Source organism: Streptomyces sioyaensis, from assembly GCF_004122735.1.
GTDB lineage: Bacteria > Actinomycetota > Actinomycetes > Streptomycetales > Streptomycetaceae > Streptomyces > Streptomyces sioyaensis.
The window spans coordinates 24,336-45,241 of the sequence record NZ_SDIF01000003.1; the positions used below are offsets into that span (position 1 = coordinate 24,336).

Consider the following 20,906-nt stretch of genomic DNA (forward strand, 5'->3'; position numbering starts at 1 on the left):
GGGCAGGAGAATGCGGGCAGGCTCGCGCGATGCGCTTCCGACTGCGTTGAGCGTAAGCGTTGCGTTACTGACTGTAGGGGAGTCGGGGGTAACGTGTCCACGAAGTAGGGGGTAAATACCCCTCTCTTCGTGGACTCGTAGGGCGCATCAGCGGCAGACTGTCCCCGACCACGGCAGAAGGGGCTGCATGTCGACCAGGACCACGCCAACCGTGCGGCAAAGGCGGCTTGGCGCCGAGCTACGCAAGATGCGTCTCGCCGCAGGTGCTACGACCGAGTACGCCGCCGGGTTGTTGGGCATCGATCGCACGCGGGTTTCCAACATGGAGAGCGGCGTCAGGCCGGTCTCCCCTGACCGCGTGCGGACCTTGGCCTGCAACTACGCCTGTCCGGACGCGTCGTACGTCGAAGCTCTCGTCGACATGGCCGCGATCCGGGAGCGCGGCTGGTGGGAGCGGTACCGGGGCACGCTCGCCGCCGGGCTGCTGGACATCGCGGAGCTGGAATGGCATGCCGCGCGTATCAGCACGACGCAGACAGTCCACGTTCCGGGGCTGTTCCAGACCGAGGACTACGCCCGAGCAGTCTTCACCGCTGTCTTGCCGCCTCCGACGCGACTCGAAGTCGAATTGCGAGTCGCCCACCGGATGGAGCGCCAGCAGGTCTTCGAGCGGTCCGAGCCACCCACCTATGTCGCCTACGTCCACGAAGCGGCGCTGCGTATGAGGTTCGGCGGTGCCGAAGTCATGCGTCACCAGCTCAAGCACCTGTGCCATGCGTCGGAACGCGAGGGAATCGACGTACGGGTACTTCCGGTGGACGTGGGGGCGTTCCCAGGGGCTGGACATGCTCTCCTGTACGCGGAAGGCGTCGTGGCTCAGCTCGACACGGTGCAACTGGACTCTGCCCATGGCCCGGAATTCACGCACGCCGAAGCCCAGCTCGCGAAGTACCGCGCCCACCTGGACTGGATGGACAACGCGGCGCTCTCGGCCCCGACTTCGCGAGACGTCATCCGCAACATCGAGCGCTCACTCTAGGAAGGTCACCATGCGAGACATCAACTGGGAAGAGCCGTTCTGCGGCGAAGGAAACAACTGCTTCCGCCTCGGCACCGACGAAGACGGCAACGCCTACATCGCCGTAGCCGGCGCCGAGGACACCTACATAACCGACAGCCGCGAAGCTCTCCGCACCCTCATCCGCGAGATAAAGGCGGGTAAGGCGGACCATCTGCTCTAGTACCCCCACCCGGGCGCGTTCACCGCTGAGCGGCCAGCACTGCCGCGAGGCCCGCTTGTAGATCTTTGACGAAATACTCGGGAACCTCCAGCGACGGGAAATGTCCCCCGTTTTCGGGGGAGTTCCATCGGACGATCTGTCGGTATCGCTCCTGTGCCCAGGGGCGCGGACACTTCTCGATGTCGCGGGGGTACATACTGATTGCCGACGGGACGTCGACCCGAAGTTCGGGATCGAGCGAGTTGTGGCTTTCGTAGTAAATGCGGGCCGCCGATGCGCCGGTCCGCGTCAGCCAATACAGGGTGACGTCGTCAAGAATTCTGTCTCTGGAAATCGTCTCGAACGGGCTGTCTTCGGTGTCCGACCACTCGGCGAACTTGTCGAGGATCCAGGCAAGAAGCCCGACCGGTGAGTCGACGAGCGAGTAGCCGATGGTCTGCGGTCGGGTCGCCTGCTGCTTCGCGTACGCCGCGCGATGGCGCCAGAAATGGCGGGTTTCCTCGGTCCACTTGCGCTCGATCGCCGTCAGCCCGTCTGTTGTCAACCCGGGCGGCGCCTCCGCGAACGTGGTGTGGATGCCGAGCACGTGCGCCGGGAACCTGCCGCCGAGGACCGTGGTGATATTGCCTCCCCAGTCGCCGCCGTGGGCTACGAACTTGCTGTAGCCGAGCCTTCCCATCAGTTCCACCCATGCGGCCGCGATCTTTTCGGTTCCCCACCCGGTGGTGGCCGGCCTGTCGCTGTAACCAAAGCCCGGTAGTGATGGAATTACGACGTGGAATGCCGGCGCGTCTGCGTCTTTCGGATCTGCCAGCTCGTCCACTACATCGATGAACTCGGCAATGCTGCCCGGCCACCCGTGCGTCAAGATGAGAGGAGTGGCGTCTGCGCGCGCGGATCGGCGGTGCAGGAAGTGGATTCCCAGATCGTCAATGATCGTGCGGAACTGGCCGATCCGGTGAAGGCGGTCTTCGAACGACCGCCAGTTGTACTCGTTGCGCCAGTAGTTCACGACACCGACGAGGTCGGCGAGAGGAACGCCCTGTTCCCATCGGCGAGGGCCGGGCGCGGCGCGAGGGACCGTCTCGGCCTCCGGTAGCCGCGCCGCGGCCAGTCGCGCGCGCAGATCGTCGAGGTCGGCGTCGGTTGCGCGGGCTTCAAAGGCTTGCACGTCGCTGGTCGGACGGGGCATGGGACCTCCTGGCCGTCGGTGAGCCGGCCGCGCACTACTGCGAACCGGCTAAGGCGGTTCTACCGCGCCTTCATGCCGCGGCGCAACCAGCTAAGGTGGTTCCATGTGTGCTGGGTTCCCTGACTTCCGCCTCGGTAAGGTGCTGGCGACCAGCTTCCGGCGACCCTGACGGAGCGTCATGGCGACGCTGTGGAGGGCATTCCCGTGCCGCAGCGACTCATCGACTGGCTGGCAGTGAACGGCCTCGCCCGTGACGCCCCCTTCCGGCGCGTCACGGTGCAGAACCGTGCTGTAGCACGGTGCAGAACGGTGCTGGACGTGCGGGGTTCGCCGGGCTGTGTGAGGCATCCCTCTCCCGTCGTCGTGGCGCTGGTGGCTGGGAAGGTCGACCATGTAGTCATGACCTCCTCGCCCCGCCCGCCGCACGTCGGTGGCCGACCGGATCCGACAGGCGGGACCACCGCGCCCGGGGGAGAGTCCGCTCCCGCCAGCGGGTACCTGCTGGACAACGCGCGCGCCGAGGCGGGCGAGCGATTCGTGTGGCTGGCCGAGCTGTTCGACGGTGTGACGCGCGGGCACTTCGATCGACTGGGGGTCAGGGCCGGTGCCCGCTGCTGGGAAGTGGGGGCCGGTGGCCCCAGTATCCCGGAGGCGCTCGCGGCGGCCGTCGGTCCGACCGGGCACGTGCTGGTCACGGACATCGACCCGTCGTGGCTGAAGACAGGCGACGGGTACGAGGTGCGCCGGCACGACGTCGCCGCCGATCCGCCCCCGGAGCCGGGGACGTTCGATCTGGTGCACGCCCGGCTCGTGCTGGTCCATGTACCCGACCGGGCCCGCGCGTTGGCCACGATGGCGGCAGCGCTACGGCCCGGCGGCTGGCTGCTGGTCGAGGACGCCGATACCGCTCTGCAGCCACTGGCATGCCTGGACGACAGCGGCCCTGCGCAGCGGCGGGCCAACCGGCTGCGCGACGCGGTCCGGGAGCTGCTGGCGCGCCGCGGCGCGGACCTGCGCTACGGCCGGACACTGCCGCGGGCATTGCGGGAGGCCGGCTTGGTGGATGTTGCCGCGGCGGGCTCCTTCCCGGTCGGCGGGCCGGCCTGCGACCGGCTGGAGGCGGCGACCATCCGGCACGTGCGCGGCGAGCTGCTCGCGGCCGGCCTGGCCGACGACGCCGAGATCGACGCGCACCTGGCCGCCATCCACGCGGGCACACTCGACCTGACACTCGCGCCGCTGATCTCGGCCTGGGGACGCCGTCCAACGCCTTGAGCATCCGCAAGCCGCCGCCTTCCCTGTCCGGGAGGCGGCGGCTCGCGTGCCGGCTGACACCTGACACCTGACAGCTGTGGTGCCGGGCTGAAACCCGGCACCACGGTGTCTGTGACCACAGGGCCCGCCGGGGCCCGGCAGTGGTGCGTCACTTCCCCTTGCAGTACTGCCCTTCCTTGCCGATCGCGCGGTACGGGCAGTCGGCGAGGTCCAGCAGCTTGAGGACCGCCTCGCGGTTGCGGGAGGTCTCCTTGGGGATCACCGTGTCCTTCGGGTAGAAGCCACCGGAGCCGAACGAGGACGGGTACATCTCGAAGGTGTAGGCAAAGATCTTCTGGTCGCCCCACAGCCAGTCGTCGATGGAGCCGTCGGTGATGTAGAGGTCGCTGGACTGCTCGGGGGTGTAGCCGTTGCTCGCGGCCATGCTCTTGCCGATGGCGGCGAAGGCGTCGTGGTCGTCCTGCGTCATCCCGGGGCCGGTGTCGTCGTCGGTGTAGCCGAAGGGCCACAGGACCAGTTCGCTGTAGGTGTGGAAGTCGATGGCGGCCTTGATCTGCTGCTTTCCGCCGACGATGCGGCTGCGGACGAAGGAGGAGACGACCTTCACCTCGGGGGCGGAGGCGGCCGACGGGCCGCGGTAGACCTCGGAGGAGGTGCTGGACGACGAGCCGCCGCAGCAGCCCCACTTGAAGTCCCAGTTGCGGTTGAGGTCGGTGCCGACGTTGCGGGAACCGGCGTTGGGCTGGCGGTTCTTGCGCCAGCTGCGGAACGAGCCGGAGGCGATGTCGTAGGCGCCGCCGTCCGGGTTCAGGTCGGGGACGATCCAGATCTCGCGGGAGTCCAGCAGCTTGGTGATGCGGGGGTCACTCCCGTACTTCGAGGTGAACTCGCCCAGGAGGTACAGGGCCATCTCGACGGTGAGGTGTTCCCTGGCGTGCTGGTGCGCGGTGAAGAGGACCTCGGGCTCCGCCTCGTCCTTGGTGACGTTCCGGCTGACCTTGAGGGCGAGGATGTTGCGGCCCTCCTGGGAGGTGCCGATGACCTTCTTGCTGACGAGGGCCGGGTACTTGGCGACGAGGGCGTCGATCTCCTTCGTGGCCTCGTCGTACGTGTGGTACTTCGTGTACCCGGCGGGGAAGTCCCTGACCCGGGTGCCGGGGGAGACCGGCCGGGTGGCCGGGGGGTCGGGCAACCGGCGGAGTGTATAGCCCAGTTGGTGGACGGCCGCGGCCTGGGCGCGGTCGGCGGTGATGACGACGGCGCGGGCGTGGACCTCGTCGACGGTGGCGCCGGTCGTGGTGAGCGCGGTGCGCTGGGCGGGCGAGGCGGGGCCGGACACCTCGTACTGGTGCGGGAGTTCGGTGCGGGCCGCGGTGCCGGCGGCGGGTGCGTCGGCCGGGGCGCCGGTTGCCTGGGCGGCGGCGACGGGGGCGGCGAGGGCGAGGGAGAGGAGTGCGGCGAGGACGGTGCTGCGTCCGCCGGGGATACGTGGTCGCATGCGGTCTCCTGTGGGGTGTGAGCGAAGCGACGACGTGAGTGTGGGGCGCTGACATGGCCGGGTCAAGGTGTGCGGCGGCCAGATGCGCGGTCAGATGCGACGGCCAGATGTGGGGGCCGGGCCGCCGTCCTCGTCCCCCCCGCCAACCCGGCAACTTCCCATCGATCCGGGGAAATCGATTGCCACCTGGGGCGGTGGCGCCAACAATGCGCACGACAAATCCGAGGCCACTGAACGGGCTTCGGTGACAAAAGCTGAGAGGACCCCCACATGAATCGACCTCTCGTCGGCACCCTGGCCACGGCCGTGCTGGGCGCCGCAGCCCTGGTGGGCACCGTCGGAACGGCCCAGGCGGCGCCGCAGCACCGGGCGCTTCCGTCGACACACAAGACCAAGGCGGTGGACTTCGCCGGCACCGTCGCGCTGAGCAACTGCTCCGGCTCGGTCGTGCGGATGCCCGGCTCACAGCCGAACGACCCGGCGCTGGTGATGTCCAACGGACACTGTCTGGAAAGCGGTATGCCGGGCGCGGGCGAGGTCATCGTCGACCAGGCGTCCAGCCGCGGCTTCACCCTGCTGAACAAGTCGGGCGGCCGGGCCGGCACGATCCGGGCCAACCGGGTCGTGTACGCCACGATGACCGACACCGACGTCTCGCTCTACCGGACCGGCTCGACCTACGCCCAGATCGAGCAGAAGTACGGGATAAAGCCGCTGGAGCTGGCCACCGACCACCCGTCCAAGGGCGCCGGGATCAGTGTCGTCTCCGGATACTGGAAAAAGATCTACACCTGCAACATCGACGGGTTCGTGCCCACCCTCAAGGAGGGCGACTGGACCTGGAAGGACTCGGTCCGCTACACCCCGCAGTGCCAGACCATCGGCGGCACCTCCGGATCGCCGGTGGTCGACACCGCCACGGGCAAGGTCACGGCCATCAACAACACGGGCAACGAGGACGGCGAGAGGTGCACCGAGAACAACCCGTGCGAGGTGGACGAGAACGGCAATGTCACGGTGCACAAGGGCACCAACTACGCGCAGGAGACCTACGGGATACCGAAGTGCTTCGGCGCCGGCAACAAGCTCGACCTGAACGCGGCCGGCTGCGCCCTGCCGAAGCCGGCCGCCACCCGCGGGTGAGGTAGCCGCGAAGGCCGACGCCAGTAGTACGTGAGAGCGGTACGCGAGGTCCCGGGCGCCCTGGTGCCCGGGACCTCGTCCTGGGTGTGTCGGTTGCGGTGCGGTCGTGCGCCCCCTGTGACTGCCCCCGGGCGGCGGGAAGATGAGGCTGCCGGGGCGGAAGTGCGGGGAGGGGCTCCTGCGACCGATGTCGGCGTGGTCCAGACCATTACGGCTGTCAAGGCGCTGGTCGGGAGCGGGGGATACCGTGATTGCCACTGAGCCGGTTTGCGCGAATTCCTCGTGGGGCGGCGGTCATGGCGATGGTCATGACGAGTAGCCCAGAACGTGTTCTCTGGGACGTATCTCTGTGGATAAGGTGCTCAGCGTATGGCGCCGATGGCGCAGAGCTGTGCCGATCCGCGGTCCCGGGGCCCCCGGCGGCCGGAGGGAGTGGGGGAGCGACGTGCCGACCGCGATTGCAGTCACCAGCCCTGACCTCGCGCTGCCTGCGGCCGACCGGCAGACCCCCGCCGCCGTCGTCCTCCAGGCCCCGCATCTCCTGCCGCTGGACGAGGCATTGACGGAGACCAGCGCGGTGCTGGAACACCACGGCCATCTCATCGCCCTCTACTCCTCCGCCTGCCCGTCCGCGCACGTCCGCCGGCTGCACACCCTGCGGGCCGTCCTGGAGAGCGACCGGATCGCCATCGTGCCGGTGTGCCTCCCGCCGCTCGGGGTGGCCGTGCTGGCCCGTCAGCTGCGGCAGCTGTCGCTGGGCGACTTCAGCCCCGGCGTCCTCGCCAGCGCGGCTCGGCTGCTGACCCACTACATCCACGCCGGCGCCCTGCTCGGCAGCGTCAGCGGCCTGGACCACATCGAGGTCGACCTGCGCTCCCATGTGAAGTCCTGGCTGCCCGGCGTGCACTTCGCGGTGCTCGCCCACCCCGAGCCGCGGCTGCTGCAACTGGACCGGCACGGCAGCGGGCCCGGGCTGCCGGCACCCGGCTTCCCCACCCAGCTCGCGCTCGCCCGCGGCCAGTTCACCGGCGACTGGGTGACCACGACGCTCGCCCCCGCCTGGCAGGTGCAGGGGGTGTACGAGGCCCGGCTGCCTGACGAGTCCGCCCACTGGTGGGGCACCCGGAAGCTGATCGAATTCGCCGCGGCCATACCGGACCCGTCGGTCCTCCATCAGCTGGTCAGCTCCGTACGGCGCGAGCAGTGCGGCTGGTGCGGCCGGGAACTCCTCGGTGACCGCTGTGCGTTCTGCGCGGCGCCGCTGTCGAGGGCACGGGCGGCAGGAGGTGGCGGCCCGGCGCAGGGGCCGGCGGCCATAGCCGCGCCCGCGGCCGCCGCCCTCGCGCCGGGGTCCCGCCCCGGGCCGCAGGTCGCGCCGGAGGCGCCATCGGCCACCCCTGACACGCCGTCGGCCACCCCTGAGGGTCCGTCGGCCGTCCCGGGCGTGCCGTCGGCCGTCCCTGACGCCCCGGAGGTGCACGCCCTCCCGGACGTGGCCGCTGCCCGGGGGGCCGGCCCGGCTGCCGTCTCCGGCGCACCGGAACACCCGGTCGGCCCCGGCACCCCGCAACACCCGCCTGTCCGCGGCCCCGAACACCCGGCAGGCCCCGGCACGCCGGAACACCCGGCCGGTCCCGGCACACCCGAACACCCCGCCGTCCGCGGCCCGGAGCGTGCGCCGGGTGGTGGCCCGGCGGTGCCCGGCAACCCGTACGGGTCCGGTCCGCCCGTACCCGGCAACCCCTATGCGACCGACGGCCCGTGCGCTCCCGGTCGCTGGGATCTGCCGGGCCAGGCCTCCTTCGCCGGCCACCCGGACCTGTCCGGCCGGCCGGGCGCCCCCGGTACCCCGCGGACGGTGGCCCGCGTGCGCTGAGCCCGACCGGGCCGACCGCGGCCCCGCCCCGCCCCGCCCCGGCCGGTCCGGCACGCGCCGGCCGCCCGCCCCTGCTCCCCGTCCCCGATCGAGGTTCCTCCCCCATGAACTCACGCCAGCGCCGCGGAGCGATCCTGCTGCTCCTGTCGGTTCTCTGTGCGATCGGCGCGTTCATCGGCGTGCTGTCGGTGATCAAGAACGTCGAGTCCAAGGTCGGTCCCGAGAAGACGGCGTACCGGCTGAAGACGGATGTCGCCGCCTATAAAGCGCTGGATCCTGGGCAGTTCGAAAAGGTGACGATGCCGCAGCGATGGCTGCCGCCCACCGCCGTGACCGACCTGGACAAGGTCAGCGGCAAGATTGCCGTGACCCCGCTGAAGAAGGGGTCGCTGCTGCAGGACGACATGATCGTCGAGCGGCCCGCGCTGCAGGCCGGGCAGCAGGAGATCGCCATCATGATCGACGCCGCGACCGGAGTGGCCGGCAAGATCAACCCGGGGGCGCGGGTGAACATCTACGCCACCTTCGAGGGCAAGCGCCCCGAGGACAAGCCGGTCTCCAAGGTCATCGTGGCCGGCGCCCAGGTCATCGACGTCGGCAAGCTGACGCCCCTGGAGAGCAAGGACCCGGGCGACACCACCGCGGGCCGGCAGGCCGGCGAGGCCGTCCCGATCACCTTCGCGCTCGACACCCGGGACGCCCAACGGGTCGCCTACGCCGAGTCCTTCGCCACCCATGTGCGGCTGGCCCTGCTCGCCCCCGGCAGTGAGACCGCCATCCCGCCCGGCCAGCGCACGTACACCCTCGACGGCGACAAGTGACCCGGAGCCCCTGGTGACCATCCGCATCCTTTCGGCCATCGGCGACCCGGACGCCGCACGAGCGGTCTCCTCGCTGCTCCACCAGCTGCCGGACGCCGAGCCGGCGCCCGCGGTCGCCGACTCCGCCGCGCTGCTCGACGCGCTGGCCCGGGCCGCCGCCCAGGGGGACGGGACACCGTCCGCCGGCGGGCCGTCCGCCGTCGAGGCGCTCCCCGAGGTCGTGGTCGTCCACGAGCGGATCGGCCCGGCGCCGGCCCTGGAGCTGATCCGGGAGGTGGCGCTGCGCTTTCCCGCCGTCGGCGTGGTGCTGATCACCGCGGACGCCGGACCCGCGCTGTTCTCCGCGGCGATGGACGCCGGGGCCCGCGGCGTCGTCGGACTGCCGCTCGGCTACGAGGAGCTGGCCGCCCGGGTGCAGGCCGCCGCCCAGTGGGCGGCCGGCGTACGGGTGCACCTGGGGGGCGGCGCGGAGGCGGCGCCCGGGCCGGCCGGCACGCTGGTGACCGTGACCGGGGCCAAGGGCGGGGTCGGCACCACCGTCACCGCCGTGCACCTCGCGCTGGCCGCCCGGGCCGCGGGCCGCAGCGTCGCGCTGGTGGACCTGGACCTTCAGTCCGGCGATGTGGCCTCCTATCTGGACGTGCAGTTCCGCCGCTCGATCGTCGACCTGGCCGGCATCCAGGACATCTCCGTACGGGTCCTCCAGGACGCGGTGCACGACCACCACACCGGTCTGGGACTGCTGCTGGCGCCCGAGGAGGGCGAGCGCGGCGAGGAGGTCGACGACCGGGCGGCCCGGCAGATCCTCGGCGCGCTGCGCTCCCGCTACGAGGTCGTGCTGGTCGACTGCGGCTCCCAGATGCAGTCCGCGAATGCCGCGGCCGTCGAACTCGCCGAGACGGCGCTGCTGGTGACCACCCCGGACGTGGTGGCCGTACGGGCCGCCAAGCGCCAGGTGCGGCTGTGGGACCGGCTGCAGATCCGCAAGGCGGAGGACACCACGACCGTGGTCAACCGCCTCACCCGCAACACCGAGATCCAGCCGCCGCTGGTCGCCAAGGCCACCGGCACCCAGGTCGCCAGGACCCATGTACCGGCCGCCTTCAAGGAGCTCCAGCCCTGTGTGGACGCGGGCCGGATGCAGGACCTCGACAACCGGTCGACGGTCAAGCAGGCGCTGTGCGCCCTGGCGGCCGAACTCGCGCTGGTCGAGTCGCCGGCCGCCCGGCAGGGCCGCGGCAGCCACCGGGCGCGTCCGACGCTGACCGGGCGCAAGCGCAAGGCCATAGCGGCGGGGGCGGCTTCCGGGCCCGGGACCGTTCCGGGTCCGGTATCAGGGCCGGCCTCGGGGTCCGGCTCGGGGTCCGGCGGCCGGTTCGCCGGCCGCCGCGGTCCCGCGGCGACGGGCGGTACGGGGCCGTTCGACCCGGCCGGTCCGTACGAGGAGGGCTGAGCGGTGCGGCGCCCGCTGGGCGGCGACGACCGGGGGCAGGTCTCCGTGGAGTTCCTCGGCATGCTCCCGCTGATCCTGCTGGTCCTCGCGCTGCTGTGGCAGCTGGTGCTGGTCGGCTACGCGTATACGCTCGCCGCCCACTCCGCCGACCGGGGCGCGCGGGCCGGCACCGCAACCGAGGGCGGCGGCGCCGGCGCCTGCCGTGCCGCCGCCGCGCACGAACTGCCCAGCTCCTGGCGGGGCGGTGCCACCATCTCCTGCGGTGCCGCGGGAGGCGTGTGGAAGGCGACGGTCCACGTCACGGTCCCGGTGCTCTTCCCCGGCGCGGGCAGCTTCCCGTGGCCGGCCGAGGGCTCGGCCGGCGCCGCGCAGGAGGTCCCCAGGTGAGCGCCGTACGTCTGCCCGCCCGGCTCCGTGGCTCAGCCCGGCTCCGTGGCCCCGCCCGGCTCCGCGGTCCCGGCCGCGACCGGGGCCAGGTCTCCCTCGAATTCCTCGGCTTCCTGCCGATCCTGCTGGTCGTCGGGCTGGCCGTGGTCCAGCTCGGGCTGGCGGCGTTCGTCGTCCAGCAGGCCGGTACGGGGGCCCGCGCCGCGGCCCGTACCGCCTCGATGGACGAGGCCGACCACCCGGCCGACCCGCGGGCCGCCGGCCGGGCCGCGATGAGCGACTGGGTCAAGGCGGGGATCACCGTGGGCGGCGACGGCGGCGGCGCGGTCCGCGCGACGGTGCGGGTCACCATCCCCTCGATCATCCCCGGCATCGACGACTTCGGCACCGCCCGCCGCAGCGCCACCATGCCCCGTTCGCAGGAACCCGGCGCCCTCGGCCTTCGGGCCGCCCCGGACACGTACGAAGGAGCAGCCCCGCGATGAGCCTGAAAGCCCGGATCGTCGCACCCGAACCGGCCGGTGAGGCGCGCGAGGACAGCCATATGGTGGCCCTCTACCGCGCCAAGCTGCTGGAGGAGATCGACCTCGCCGAGATGTCCTCGCTGGCCGCGGCCGAGCGCCGCTCGCGGCTGGAGCGCGTACTGGGCCACATCATCAGCCGCGAGGGCCCGGTGCTCTCCACCGCCGAACGCGCCCAGCTCATCCGCCGGGTGGTCGACGAGGCGCTCGGCCTCGGGGTGCTGGAGCCGCTCCTCGAAGACGCCTCGATCACCGAGATCATGGTCAACGGCCCGGACCAGGTCTACGTCGAGCGCTCCGGCCGGGTCGAGCTGCTGCCCGTCCGCTTCGCCTCGCACGAGCAGCTGATGCAGACCATCGAGCGGATCGTCTCCACCGTCAACCGCCGGGTCGACGAGTCGAATCCGATGGTCGACGCCCGGCTGCCGTCCGGCGAACGCGTCAATGTCATCATCCCGCCGCTCGCCCTGAACGGCGCCACCCTCACCATCCGCCGCTTCCCCCGCGCCTACACCCTCGCCGAGCTCATCGGTATGGGCACCCTCGACGAGCAGATGCTGATGCTGCTGGCGGGGCTGGTGCGGGCCAAGTTCAACGTGGTGGTCTCCGGGGCCACGGGCGCGGGCAAGACCACGCTCCTCAACGCCCTCTCCGGCCTGATCCCCGACGGCGAGCGGATCATCACCGTCGAGGACGCCGCCGAACTCCAGCTCCAGCAGTCGCATGTGATCCGCCTGGAGTCCCGGCCGCCCAACGTGGAGGGGAAGGGCCGGATCACCATCCGCGACCTGGTCCGCAACTCCCTGCGGATGCGCCCCGACCGCATCATCGTCGGCGAGGTGCGCGGCGGCGAGACCCTCGACATGCTCCAGGCGATGTCCACCGGCCACGACGGCTCGCTCGCCACCGTCCACGCCAACAGCGCCGAGGACGCCCTGATGCGGCTGCAGACCCTGGCCTCCATGTCGGACGTCAAGATCCCCTTCGAGGCGCTGCGGGACCAGATCAACAGCGCCGTCGACTGCATCGTCCAGCTCTCCCGGCACGCCGACGGCTCCCGCCGGATCAGCGAGATCGCCCTGCTCGACTCCCGCGGCCACGAGGACTACCGCATCGCGTCGGTCTGCCGCTTCGACGCCGAACCGATGGGCGCGGACCGCATCGTGCACGGCCGGTTCCGCTACTTCCCGCTTCCGCGCCGGGTCGCCGAGCGCCTCTTCATGGCGAGCGAACCCACCCCGCCCGCCTTCGGCGTGGCGGCCACCGACGACCAACTCGCCACCCGGAAGGCCACCTCATGACCGGCTGGGCCCCGACCACTGCCGCCGGGGGGCCGACCGCGGCCTCCATGAACCCCCTCGCCCTGCTCGCCATCGGGGCCACGCTGCTGTGCGGGCTGCTGGCGATCGCCGGCGTCCGGACGTACGCGGCCGGGCGCGCCCAGCGGCAGGCCGTCGTCGACCGGCTCGCCGACGAGCGGGCGCTGCCGACGGGCGGACGCCGCCGCCGCTTCCCGTCCGTCGACCGCACCCTGCGCGCCACCCGCTTCGGCCGCCGCCTCGAACTGCGGCTGGCCGCCACCGGCCTGGACGTCACCCCCGGCGAGTTCTTCGTCGCCATGCTCGCCGCGGTGGCCGTCCTCTGGGCGGTCGCGCAGGCCACCCTCGCCCCCTTCTTCGGCCCGATCGCCGCCCTGGTCGCCGTCTGGGCGGCCTTCGCCTTCCTCAACTGGCAGCGGCAGAAGCGCATCGAGAAGTTCATCAACCAGCTGCCCGAACTCTCCCGGATCCTCGCCAACGCCACCCAGGCCGGGCTGGCGCTGCGTACGGCGCTGGGCATGGCCGCCGAGGAGCTGGAGGCGCCGGCCGGCGAGGAGCTGGCCAAGGTCTCCGACAAGCTCGCCGTCGGCCACTCCATCGACGAGGCGCTCGGCGAGCTGGCCGAACGCCTCCCCTCCCGCGAACTCGTCGTCCTGGTCACCACCCTGGTGCTCTCCAACCGGGCCGGCGGCACCGTCGTCGGCTCGCTGCGCAACCTCACCACGACCCTGGAGGAGCGCAAGGAGACCCGCCGTGAGGTCCGCACCCAGCTCTCCCAGGTCGTGGTCACCGCCTACGTCGTGCCGCTGCTCGGCATCGGCACCCTGCTGCTGATGAACCGGATCGCGCCCGGTGCCATCGACCGGATGACCTCCTCCTTCGTCGGCCAGCTCGCGGTCGTGGTGGCCTTCGCCCTCTACGGCCTCGGCTTCTTCTTCATCCGCCGCCTCTCCAAGATCGACGTCTAGGTATCGCCATGGGAATCGGAATCCTGCTGGGCCTCGCCTTCGCCCTCTCCGTCGTGGGTGTCTGCTGCGGTGTCGCGCTCTACCGCCGGGAGGCCCGGCTGCCGCCCGACCTGGCGCTGTCCCTGGAGGTCGGCGCCACCCGCACCACGGTCGTCGGGTCGGCGGTGGACCGCGCCGGGATGCGCTGGGCCCCCCTGGTGCTGCGGCTGATGGGCGACCGGCGCACCGCCCGGATCCGCCGCCGGATCGATCTGGCGGGCAATCCGGGCGGACTGACCGTCGACCGCTATGCGGCCCGCCGCGCCGTCTACGGGGCCCTCGGCTTCTTCGGCGCGCTGGTGATGTTCCTGCGCGGTCAGCCGCTGCTGGGGATCCTGATGGTGCTCTTCGGTCTCTTCTGGACCGAGGTCGGCATCTGGTCCGCGATCCGGCAGCGCCGGGACACCATCGAACGCACTCTTCCGGACTTTCTGGACGTGCTGGCCGTCGTGGTCAGCGCCGGCCTGAGCTTCCGTCAGGCCCTGGACCGGGTCGCCGAGCGCTACGAGGGCCCGTGGGCCGATGAACTCCGGATCACGCTGCGCCAGATGGACATGGGCGTCAGCCGCCGTGCGGCCTTCGAGGAACTGCGCAAACGCAACGACTCCGAACAGGTCGCCCAGTTCGTCACCGCGCTCCAGCAGGGCGAGGAGCTGGGCTCGCCGATCGTCGACACCCTGATCCAGATCGCCAACGACATGCGCCGCACCGACGCCCAGAACGCCCGGCGCCGGGCCGCCCGCGCGGTCCCCAAGGCCACCATGGTCGTCACCACCTTCATGGTCCCGGCCACGATGATCCTGCTCATCGCGGGCTTCTTCCTGGGCTCGGGCACCAACTTCGGCTCACTGGTGGGGAAGTGACCGCGGGCCGGACCGGGGCCCGGGCCCCGTCGGCGCTCCTCGGCGCGGCCCTCCTCTGCCGTGAGGCCTTCGGCGCCCGCCGCTCCATCGGGCCGTCCTTGCGGATGCACATCTCCGCGTGGGCGGCGCCGGCCGCCCGACTCGCCGCGCCGCTGGTGTGCGCCGTGCTGCGCCGGGGCGCACTCCGGGGCGGCTGGGCCGCCGCCCGGCCCCGCGCCCGGCCGGATGAGTGTGGTTCCCGCCTCGCTTCTCCTCAACTCCTTCGCACCAGCAACGAGTTGTGTCACAGTGGGTGGGCTTACGGTTGCGCGCGCACTATGGTGCGATCGGGCCGTACGGTCCACATGGGCAGCCCACATGGGCAGGGCAACGGGCGGTGTCCCGGAGGGGGAACGGGGGTGGACGGGGTGCAATCGAGTGGCCAAAATGTGCCGTTGGATCCGCCCGCCGCATCCCCGAGCGAGGACGGGGTACGGAAGCCCTGTTCCGGGAACGCGGTTCCGGCGTACTTTTCTGGTGTCACGCGCGTGCCCGAACGCGCCGGCACCACGGGGGCAGACCAGCCGGACCAGAGCGGTCCGGCCGCCCATGGAGGGGAACACGATGGCGAAGCGGTTTTTGGGGAACGACCGGGGACAGACCTCGATCGAGTACCTCGGCATCATCGCGGTGGTGGTCGCGATCGTCCTGGTCCTGTCGACCACGGACTTCGGCAGCCAGATCGCGAACGCCATCGCCAACAAGATTTCCGACGTCGTCGGCATTTAAGCCGCGCCGGCGCCACCGCCGTGACGGCTCCCCTCACCCGCCGCGGCCGGCGCGACGCCGGGCAGGCCTTTCCCGTCTACATCGTCGTGGTCGGGGGCCTGCTCTTTCTCGCGCTCGCCTTCTTCGCCGTCGGACAGGCGGCGGCCAGCCGTAACGGTGCGCAGACCGCCGCCGACGCGGCCGCGCTCGCCGCCGGTCAGAAATACCGTGACCTGCTGACCAAGAGTCTGCTCGACGGCCTCCGCGACGGGAGTTACGCGACCGACCCGGCCGCCTGGAAGGACCTGCTGAACGGGCGCGGCGCCCCGTCCCCGGCCGCCTGCGACAGCGCGGACTGGTTCGCCGGACGCAACGGCGCCGATCTCTCCGGCCCCGGCTGTGTCCCGGACTCCTGGCCCACCTCGTTCGCCGTCACGGTCACCACCCGCAAGGCCGTGGGGAATTCGGTCATTCCGATGACCCGCAGCACCCATGCGGAGTCCAAGGCGACGTCCGTCGTCGGCCCCCGCTGCACCCTCGCCACGCCCGCGGACGACGGCGGCGGTCCGGGAGGCGGAGGCGGCACGGACGGCGAAGGGGGCACGGACGACAAGGGCGGCAAGGGCAAGGGCGGCCCCGGGCACGCCCCCGTCGAGCTGCTCTGCGACGGCAAGCGCTGGACCCTCGACCCCGACCACCTCAAGGACCTCCCGGAAGCCGCCGACCTCTTCTCCGTACGCCTCGCCCATTGACCGGCCCGCACCCGCACGTCACCACCGAGCCACGAAACGACCAGACGACGATCAAAGGAATCGCATCCATGAGCATTCGGCGCACCACGAAGGCCGCCAGAGGAGCGGTCGTCTTGGCCGCCGCTGTCGGCCTGGCTCTCGTCGTGGCCGGCTGCGGTGGTGGCGACGACGGCGGCGGTGCGAAGGCGACGGACGGCGACAAGCCGCCGGCCCGCAGCTCCGCCCCCAAGGACGGCGGCCCCGGCAGCCCGGCCGCCGACTCCGACAAGGTGATCGGTGAGATGAAGGGGCCGGACGGCGTGGTGGTCACGCTGCACTCCGTGGTCCGGGACTCCGGCGGCTTCGTCACCGTCAACGGCACGGTCGCCAATCACGGCAACCGCCCCTTCAACGCCATCAACTGGCGCTCCAACGAGACCGAGCTGCGCTCCCGCTCCTCGATCTCCGGGGCCACCCTCGTCGACAAGGCGGGCAAGAAACGGTATCTGGTGCTGCGCGACACCAATGGCGAATGCCTGTGCACCACCGGCCTCAGCGGTCTGATGCCGGGCGCCAGCCGCCCGATCTTCGCGCAGTTCCCGGCGCCTCCCGCCAAGGTCACCGAGGTCGACTTCCAGCTGCCGACCATGCCGCCCGCCAGTGTGCAGATCACGGACTGAGCGGGCACCGATGACCGCGACCCAGATGCCCCGACGCCGCCGAGCGCCGCGCGGCGCCGTCACCGCAGCCGCCGTCGCGCTGCTGCTGGTCACGCCGCTGACCGCGCCCGCCGCCCAGGCCGACCCGCCGGGCGTGACCGAGGACTCCGCCCCGCCCGTGCACATCGACCCCACCGACCCCGATCTGCGGATGGTCCAGGGCGCCAAGCTCGCCCCGTCCAAGGTCCTCAACATCAAGTCCATCGTCGAGAGCGACGACGGCTCCGAGCGCCGCCAGGACACCAACGACAACGTGACCTTCGCGCTGCAGGCCGAGGTCCTCTTCGACAAGGACAGCGCCGACCTGTCCTCGGACGCGGTGTCCCGGATCGAAACCATCGCCGCGGAGATCAAGAAGCAACACGCCACCAGCCTGCGGGTGTTCGGCTTCACCGACAATCTCGGCTCGGCGAGCCACGGCCTGGTGCTGTCCAAGCGGCGTGCCACGGCGGTGCAGGAGGAGTTGGCCAAGGACCTCGGCCCGTCCGTCGGCTTCCAGATCCGCGGCTACGGCGAGCAGTACCCCATCGCCGACAACACCACCGAGGAAGGCCGCAAGAAGAACCGCCGGGTCGAGGTCAGCTTCCCGCGCGCGTCATGACGGGGGCCGGCCCGATGGGTCAGGGCCGGACAAGCCCTGGGCTCCGGGCCGCCGGTGCACGGCGGCGGCCGGCGGCGGTGTCCGCGCCGGTGCGCTCAGCCGGCGGGCTCGACGCCGAGCCGGAGTCCGGGCCGCAGGCCCCAGCGCGCCATCGCACCGGCCTCCGCCTCCAGGACGTGCCGGGCACGGAGCCGGGGGCGGCCCAGCCGGCCCGGGCGCATGGTGCGGACGGCCAGCACGGTGAAGTCCCGGCTCAGATAGGCGACATCGATCGCAAACCGCATCCGGAAGGTGTGCACCCCGCTCGCCGGGGTCAGCAGCAGCGCCCCCTCGATGCCGTCGCGGCCCAGCAGACCGCGGGCACGGGCGCGGTAGGAGGCCGCGATCTCCACCGGAATGCCCCCCTGTGCGCCCACCAGCATTCCCGGACCGTTCTTCCAGCGCGCCATGCACAGCGTTCTATCAGGTCCTGCGCCCCGGGGCCCGGCCCGAAAAGATCTAAGGTCGGCCCGTGGCACTGATGTTGATCGTTCTCGCCGCCGCCTACGGGGCCGCGGCCGGGCTGCTCCTCCCGCGGCCGGCCCACCGGATGGCCGTCGAGCCCGAGGAGGAGTGGCGGGCGGTCTGTCCCGAAGGGCACGCGATCACGGGGCCGGCCCGGGGCTGGCTGGGGCGCGGGCACTGCCGGGACTGCGGGGCGTACGGGCCGGGCGTGCTGCCGACGGCGACGGTCACCGCGCTGGCGTGTGCGGCCCTGGCGGCGGCCACCGGACCACGGCCGGAACTCGTCGCCTGGCTGCTGATGGCGCCGCTCGCGGTGCTGCTGACCGCCGTCGACCGGCGGGTGCGGCGCCTCCCGGACGTGCTGACAATGCCGCTGGCCGTGGTGGCCGCGGGGGCGCTGGGGCTCGCGGCCCGGCTCACGGGAGAGACCGGGGCCTGGCGGCGGGCGCTGCTGGGCGGTCTGCTGCTCGGCGCCTGCTACCTCCTGCTCTATGCCGTCAATCCCCGGGGGATCGGGCTGGGGGACGTCAAGCTGGCGGTCGGGCTGGGCGTCGCCCTTGGGTGGTACGGCTGGCGCACCCTGGTCGCCGGCGGTGCGGCCGGGGTGCTGAGCGGGGCGCTCTACGGCGCCGGGCTGCTGCTCTTCCGGCGCGGCGCGCGGGACACGGCCATGCCGCTCGGACCTTTCATGATCTTCGGGGCGTTCTGCGGACTGCTTCTGGGGGCCGCCGCGACCGCCGCCTGACCGCGCCGCACCCGCGCCGGGGCGCCGCCGGCACCCGCGCACGGGAGGATCGGGTCCGTACGCCCGCACACCCGCGAGCCACGCCGCGGCGCGCGCCGGTGCACACAGCACCCCGCCCGCGGGGTTATGGTGGAAGCCCCCCCTCGGGCCGGTCCGTATCCCCCCCACGGACCGGCCCGCTTTTTGTTGCCCGGGCAGGCCGCAGCCGACAGGCGGCGCGCGGAGCCCGTGGTGCACGGGCCGAGGGGGGGCGCTAGCGCCGGGCCCAGATGTTCACGCCGTCCGTCGTCCTGGCGAACTCGTCGATCTCGGCCAGCTCGGCGTCCGTGATCCGCGGCGCGTCCAGGGCCGCGATATTGGCCTCCAGCTGGGCGACGCTGCTGGCACCGATCAGCGCGGAGGTCATCCGCTCGTCGCGCAGCACCCAGCCCAGGGCGAGCTGGGCCAGCGACTGGCCGCGGCGGGCGGCGATGTCGTTCAGGCCGCGGAGCCGGCGGACCACGTCGTCGGAGAGCAGGCCCGGGTCCAGGGACTTGCCCTGGGAGGCGCGCGAGCCCTCGGGGATGCCGTGCAGATAGGTGTCCGTCAGCAGGCCCTGCGCCAGTGGCGCAAAGGAGATGCAGCCCATGCCCTCGGCTTCGAGGGTGTCCAGCAGCAGGTCGTCCTCGGTCCAGCGGTTGATCATCGAGTACGAGGGCTGGTGGATCAGCGGCGGTACGCCCATGGAGCGCAGGATTCCGGCCGCCTCACGGGTCTGCTCGGCGTTGTACGAGGAGATACCGGCATAGAGCGCCTTGCCCTGCTGGACGGCGGACGCCAGCGCACCCATCGTCTCTTCCAGCGGAGTGTCGGGATCGAAGCGGTGCGAGTAGAAGATATCGACGTAATCGACGCCCATCCGCCGCAGCGACGCATCCAGCGACGAGAGGAGATATTTCCGCGAACCCCATTCGCCGTAGGGACCCGGATGCATCAGATATCCGGCCTTCGTCGAGAGAATCATCTCGTCGCGGTAGCGGCGGAAGTCCTGCGCGAAGATCTTCCCGAAGTTCAGCTCCGCGGACCCGGGCGGCGGACCGTAGTTGTTGGCCAGATCGAAGTGGGTGACGCCCAGGTCGAAGGCGCGGCGCAGGATGGCGCGCTGGGAGCTCAGGGTGCGGTCGTCACCGAAGTTGTGCCAGAGTCCAAGGGAGATAGCGGGGAGTTTGAGTCCGCTGCGACCCGTTCGACGGTAGTTCATCGAGTCGTAGCGGGATTCCGCCGCGTGATAGTTGGTGCCAGTCATGCTCATCTCCCTATCACGTACTTGTGACCACCTGATTGGGCTGCCGAGACAGCCGAGAAGTAAAGTTGCTCCCTTGAGGCGACGGGGGTGACCGCCATTGGTACGGAGGGGTTGGACCACACATGCTGCGATCTTCCGGGATGCGCATCCCTTATCCGCCCGCACTGCGCAAACTGGTCTATCGGTTGTATGCGCGCAGGGTGGAGGGTCGCCTGGATCACACCCAGGTGCCCAAGCACATCGGCGTCATTCTGGACGGCAACCGGCGCTGGGCGCGGGCCGACGGCCGGACCACCGAGCAGGGCCACCAGGCGGGCGCGGACAAGATCAGTGAGCTGCTCGGCTGGTGCGAGGAGACCGATGTCGAGGTCGTCACGCTCTGGCTGCTGTCGACGGACAATCTCGACCGGCCCGAGGCCGAGCTGAAGCCGCTGCTGGGCATCATCGAGAACACCGTCCGCGGGCTGGCCGCCGACGGCCGCTGGCGGGTGCACCACGTCGGCAACCGCGATCTGCTGCCCACCGCCACCCAGCGGGTGCTCAAGGAGTCCGAGCAGGCCACCGCCGACAACAAGGGCGTGCTGGTGAACGTCGCGGTCGGCTACGGCGGCCGGCAGGAGATCGCCGACGCGGTGCGCTCACTGCTGCTGGAACACGCCGCGCGCGGTACCTCCTTCGAGCAGCTCGCCGAGATCGTCGACATCGACCTGATCTCCGAGCACCTCTACACCCGCGGCCAGCCCGACCCGGACCTGGTCATCCGCACCAGCGGTGAGCAGCGGCTGTCGGGCTTCATGCTGTGGCAGAGCGCCCATTCGGAGTACTACTTCTGCGAAGTCTTCTGGCCGGCGTTCCGGAAGGTCGACTTCCTGCGCGCGCTGCGCGACTACGCGGCCCGGCACCGGCGCTACGGCTTCTAGGGCCGGTCCGATGGGGCAGGGCCGGGAGGCCCTGGGTGCGCCGTTCCGGTACCTGGCT

22 protein-coding genes are annotated in these 20,906 nt (G+C 71.4%); 18 read left to right on the forward strand and 4 right to left on the reverse strand.

Translation table 11 applies throughout. The features are described from left to right. The first annotated feature begins 187 nt into the window (after nt 1–187). A complete protein-coding gene (locus tag EST54_RS01600; RefSeq protein WP_129244176.1) occupies nt 188–1,039 on the forward strand; it encodes a helix-turn-helix domain-containing protein in 852 nt (283 codons plus the stop codon). 10 nt (nt 1,040–1,049) lie between these two features. Further along, on the forward strand, nt 1,050–1,241 hold the full coding sequence (locus tag EST54_RS01605) for a hypothetical protein (RefSeq protein ID WP_129244178.1): 192 nt from the start codon (nt 1,050–1,052) through the stop codon (nt 1,239–1,241). A 19-nt stretch (nt 1,242–1,260) separates the two neighbouring features. Here the strand turns inward: EST54_RS01605 and EST54_RS01610 are convergent, their stop codons facing one another. Then, nucleotides 1,261–2,433, reverse strand: a complete 1,173-nt coding sequence (locus tag EST54_RS01610; protein ID WP_129244182.1) for an epoxide hydrolase family protein — start codon at nt 2,431–2,433, stop codon at nt 1,261–1,263. Between the two features lie 399 nt (nt 2,434–2,832). Here EST54_RS01610 and EST54_RS01615 point away from each other — a divergent pair, with 399 nt between their 5' ends. Continuing rightward, nucleotides 2,833–3,708, forward strand: coding sequence for a methyltransferase domain-containing protein (locus EST54_RS01615; protein WP_129244362.1), 876 nt, complete (start codon nt 2,833–2,835; stop codon nt 3,706–3,708). 148 nt (nt 3,709–3,856) lie between these two features. Here EST54_RS01615 and EST54_RS01620 read toward each other — a convergent pair whose 3' ends face one another. Then, complete coding sequence (locus EST54_RS01620) at nt 3,857–5,206, reverse strand: M14 family metallopeptidase (RefSeq protein WP_174857372.1); 1,350 nt, start codon at nt 5,204–5,206, stop codon at nt 3,857–3,859. Nucleotides 5,207–5,476: 270 nt separating this feature from the next. Between EST54_RS01620 and EST54_RS01625 the strand changes: the two genes are divergently transcribed. The 13 genes from EST54_RS01625 to EST54_RS01680 all read left to right on the forward strand — a co-directional run bounded on the left by EST54_RS01625 (nt 5,477) and on the right by EST54_RS01680 (nt 17,394). Further along, nucleotides 5,477–6,349, forward strand: a complete 873-nt coding sequence (locus tag EST54_RS01625; protein WP_129244188.1) for a S1 family peptidase — start codon at nt 5,477–5,479, stop codon at nt 6,347–6,349. A gap of 445 nt (nt 6,350–6,794) precedes the next feature. Next, entirely contained in the window at nt 6,795–8,225 is a 1,431-nt protein-coding gene (locus EST54_RS01630) for a hypothetical protein (RefSeq protein WP_129244191.1), read from the forward strand. A 104-nt stretch (nt 8,226–8,329) separates the two neighbouring features. After that, nucleotides 8,330–9,046, forward strand: coding sequence for a Flp pilus assembly protein CpaB (cpaB, locus tag EST54_RS01635; RefSeq protein ID WP_129244194.1), 717 nt, complete (start codon nt 8,330–8,332; stop codon nt 9,044–9,046). A gap of 13 nt (nt 9,047–9,059) precedes the next feature. Further along, a complete protein-coding gene (locus EST54_RS01640) occupies nt 9,060–10,499 on the forward strand; it encodes an AAA family ATPase (RefSeq protein ID WP_129244197.1) in 1,440 nt (479 codons plus the stop codon). Nucleotides 10,500–10,502: 3 nt separating this feature from the next. Then, nucleotides 10,503–10,886 carry a TadE/TadG family type IV pilus assembly protein gene (locus EST54_RS01645; RefSeq protein ID WP_129244199.1) on the forward strand — a complete coding sequence of 128 codons (384 nt, stop codon included), beginning with the start codon at nt 10,503–10,505 and terminating at the stop codon, nt 10,884–10,886. Continuing rightward, complete coding sequence (locus EST54_RS01650) at nt 10,883–11,371, forward strand: TadE/TadG family type IV pilus assembly protein (protein WP_129244201.1); 489 nt, start codon at nt 10,883–10,885, stop codon at nt 11,369–11,371. Before EST54_RS01645 ends, EST54_RS01650 begins: the two co-directional genes overlap by 4 nt. After that, nucleotides 11,368–12,708, forward strand: coding sequence for a CpaF family protein (locus EST54_RS01655; RefSeq protein ID WP_129244204.1), 1,341 nt, complete (start codon nt 11,368–11,370; stop codon nt 12,706–12,708). Before EST54_RS01650 ends, EST54_RS01655 begins: the two co-directional genes overlap by 4 nt. A gap of 47 nt (nt 12,709–12,755) precedes the next feature. Next, nucleotides 12,756–13,694, forward strand: a complete 939-nt coding sequence (locus tag EST54_RS01660) for a type II secretion system F family protein (protein WP_129244206.1) — start codon at nt 12,756–12,758, stop codon at nt 13,692–13,694. A gap of 8 nt (nt 13,695–13,702) precedes the next feature. Continuing rightward, complete coding sequence (locus EST54_RS01665; protein WP_129244208.1) at nt 13,703–14,596, forward strand: DUF5936 domain-containing protein; 894 nt, start codon at nt 13,703–13,705, stop codon at nt 14,594–14,596. 603 nt (nt 14,597–15,199) lie between these two features. Next, nucleotides 15,200–15,364: a hypothetical protein gene (locus EST54_RS34505; protein ID WP_006603411.1), complete on the forward strand. Its 165-nt coding sequence runs from the start codon at nt 15,200–15,202 to the stop codon at nt 15,362–15,364. Nucleotides 15,365–15,384: 20 nt separating this feature from the next. After that, nucleotides 15,385–16,095 carry a pilus assembly protein TadG-related protein gene (locus EST54_RS01670; protein ID WP_129244210.1) on the forward strand — a complete coding sequence of 237 codons (711 nt, stop codon included), beginning with the start codon at nt 15,385–15,387 and terminating at the stop codon, nt 16,093–16,095. A gap of 68 nt (nt 16,096–16,163) precedes the next feature. Further along, a complete protein-coding gene (locus tag EST54_RS01675; protein ID WP_129244212.1) occupies nt 16,164–16,754 on the forward strand; it encodes a hypothetical protein in 591 nt (196 codons plus the stop codon). Nucleotides 16,755–16,764: 10 nt separating this feature from the next. Beyond that, a complete protein-coding gene (locus EST54_RS01680) occupies nt 16,765–17,394 on the forward strand; it encodes an OmpA family protein (RefSeq protein ID WP_129244214.1) in 630 nt (209 codons plus the stop codon). A 95-nt stretch (nt 17,395–17,489) separates the two neighbouring features. Here EST54_RS01680 and EST54_RS01685 read toward each other — a convergent pair whose 3' ends face one another. Beyond that, complete coding sequence (locus tag EST54_RS01685; RefSeq protein WP_129244216.1) at nt 17,490–17,843, reverse strand: DUF192 domain-containing protein; 354 nt, start codon at nt 17,841–17,843, stop codon at nt 17,490–17,492. Nucleotides 17,844–17,914: 71 nt separating this feature from the next. Here EST54_RS01685 and EST54_RS01690 point away from each other — a divergent pair, with 71 nt between their 5' ends. Continuing rightward, nucleotides 17,915–18,643, forward strand: coding sequence for a prepilin peptidase (locus EST54_RS01690; protein WP_239013085.1), 729 nt, complete (start codon nt 17,915–17,917; stop codon nt 18,641–18,643). Between the two features lie 253 nt (nt 18,644–18,896). Here the strand turns inward: EST54_RS01690 and mgrA are convergent, their stop codons facing one another. Next, nucleotides 18,897–19,928, reverse strand: a complete 1,032-nt coding sequence (mgrA, locus tag EST54_RS01695; protein WP_129244219.1) for an L-glyceraldehyde 3-phosphate reductase — start codon at nt 19,926–19,928, stop codon at nt 18,897–18,899. A 140-nt stretch (nt 19,929–20,068) separates the two neighbouring features. On the opposite strand from mgrA, the gene EST54_RS01700 reads away from it, so the two are divergent. Further along, on the forward strand, nt 20,069–20,848 hold the full coding sequence (locus tag EST54_RS01700) for an isoprenyl transferase (RefSeq protein ID WP_129244364.1): 780 nt from the start codon (nt 20,069–20,071) through the stop codon (nt 20,846–20,848). Nucleotides 20,849–20,906: the final 58 nt, after the last annotated feature.

Excerpts from the sequence above, each read along its gene's own strand:
- EST54_RS34505 (WP_006603411.1), top strand. The coding sequence starts at position 15,200 with ATGGCGAAGCGGTTTTTGGGGAACGACCGGGGACAGACCTCGATCGAG.
- EST54_RS01610 (WP_129244182.1), bottom strand. The coding sequence starts at position 2,433 with ATGCCCCGTCCGACCAGCGACGTGCAAGCCTTTGAAGCCCGCGCAACC.
- mgrA (WP_129244219.1), bottom strand. The coding sequence starts at position 19,928 with ATGACTGGCACCAACTATCACGCGGCGGAATCCCGCTACGACTCGATG.
- cpaB (WP_129244194.1), top strand. The coding sequence starts at position 8,330 with ATGAACTCACGCCAGCGCCGCGGAGCGATCCTGCTGCTCCTGTCGGTT.
- EST54_RS01625 (WP_129244188.1), top strand. The coding sequence starts at position 5,477 with ATGAATCGACCTCTCGTCGGCACCCTGGCCACGGCCGTGCTGGGCGCC.
- EST54_RS01620 (WP_174857372.1), bottom strand. The coding sequence starts at position 5,206 with ATGCGACCACGTATCCCCGGCGGACGCAGCACCGTCCTCGCCGCACTC.
- EST54_RS01675 (WP_129244212.1), top strand. The coding sequence starts at position 16,164 with ATGAGCATTCGGCGCACCACGAAGGCCGCCAGAGGAGCGGTCGTCTTG.
- EST54_RS01690 (WP_239013085.1), top strand. The coding sequence starts at position 17,915 with ATGTTGATCGTTCTCGCCGCCGCCTACGGGGCCGCGGCCGGGCTGCTC.
- EST54_RS01655 (WP_129244204.1), top strand. The coding sequence starts at position 11,368 with ATGAGCCTGAAAGCCCGGATCGTCGCACCCGAACCGGCCGGTGAGGCG.
- EST54_RS01685 (WP_129244216.1), bottom strand. The coding sequence starts at position 17,843 with ATGGCGCGCTGGAAGAACGGTCCGGGAATGCTGGTGGGCGCACAGGGG.
- EST54_RS01660 (WP_129244206.1), top strand. The coding sequence starts at position 12,756 with ATGAACCCCCTCGCCCTGCTCGCCATCGGGGCCACGCTGCTGTGCGGG.
- EST54_RS01665 (WP_129244208.1), top strand. The coding sequence starts at position 13,703 with ATGGGAATCGGAATCCTGCTGGGCCTCGCCTTCGCCCTCTCCGTCGTG.
- EST54_RS01700 (WP_129244364.1), top strand. The coding sequence starts at position 20,069 with ATGCGCATCCCTTATCCGCCCGCACTGCGCAAACTGGTCTATCGGTTG.
- EST54_RS01600 (WP_129244176.1), top strand. The coding sequence starts at position 188 with ATGTCGACCAGGACCACGCCAACCGTGCGGCAAAGGCGGCTTGGCGCC.
- EST54_RS01680 (WP_129244214.1), top strand. The coding sequence starts at position 16,765 with ATGACCGCGACCCAGATGCCCCGACGCCGCCGAGCGCCGCGCGGCGCC.
- EST54_RS01615 (WP_129244362.1), top strand. The coding sequence starts at position 2,833 with ATGACCTCCTCGCCCCGCCCGCCGCACGTCGGTGGCCGACCGGATCCG.
- EST54_RS01605 (WP_129244178.1), top strand. The coding sequence starts at position 1,050 with ATGCGAGACATCAACTGGGAAGAGCCGTTCTGCGGCGAAGGAAACAAC.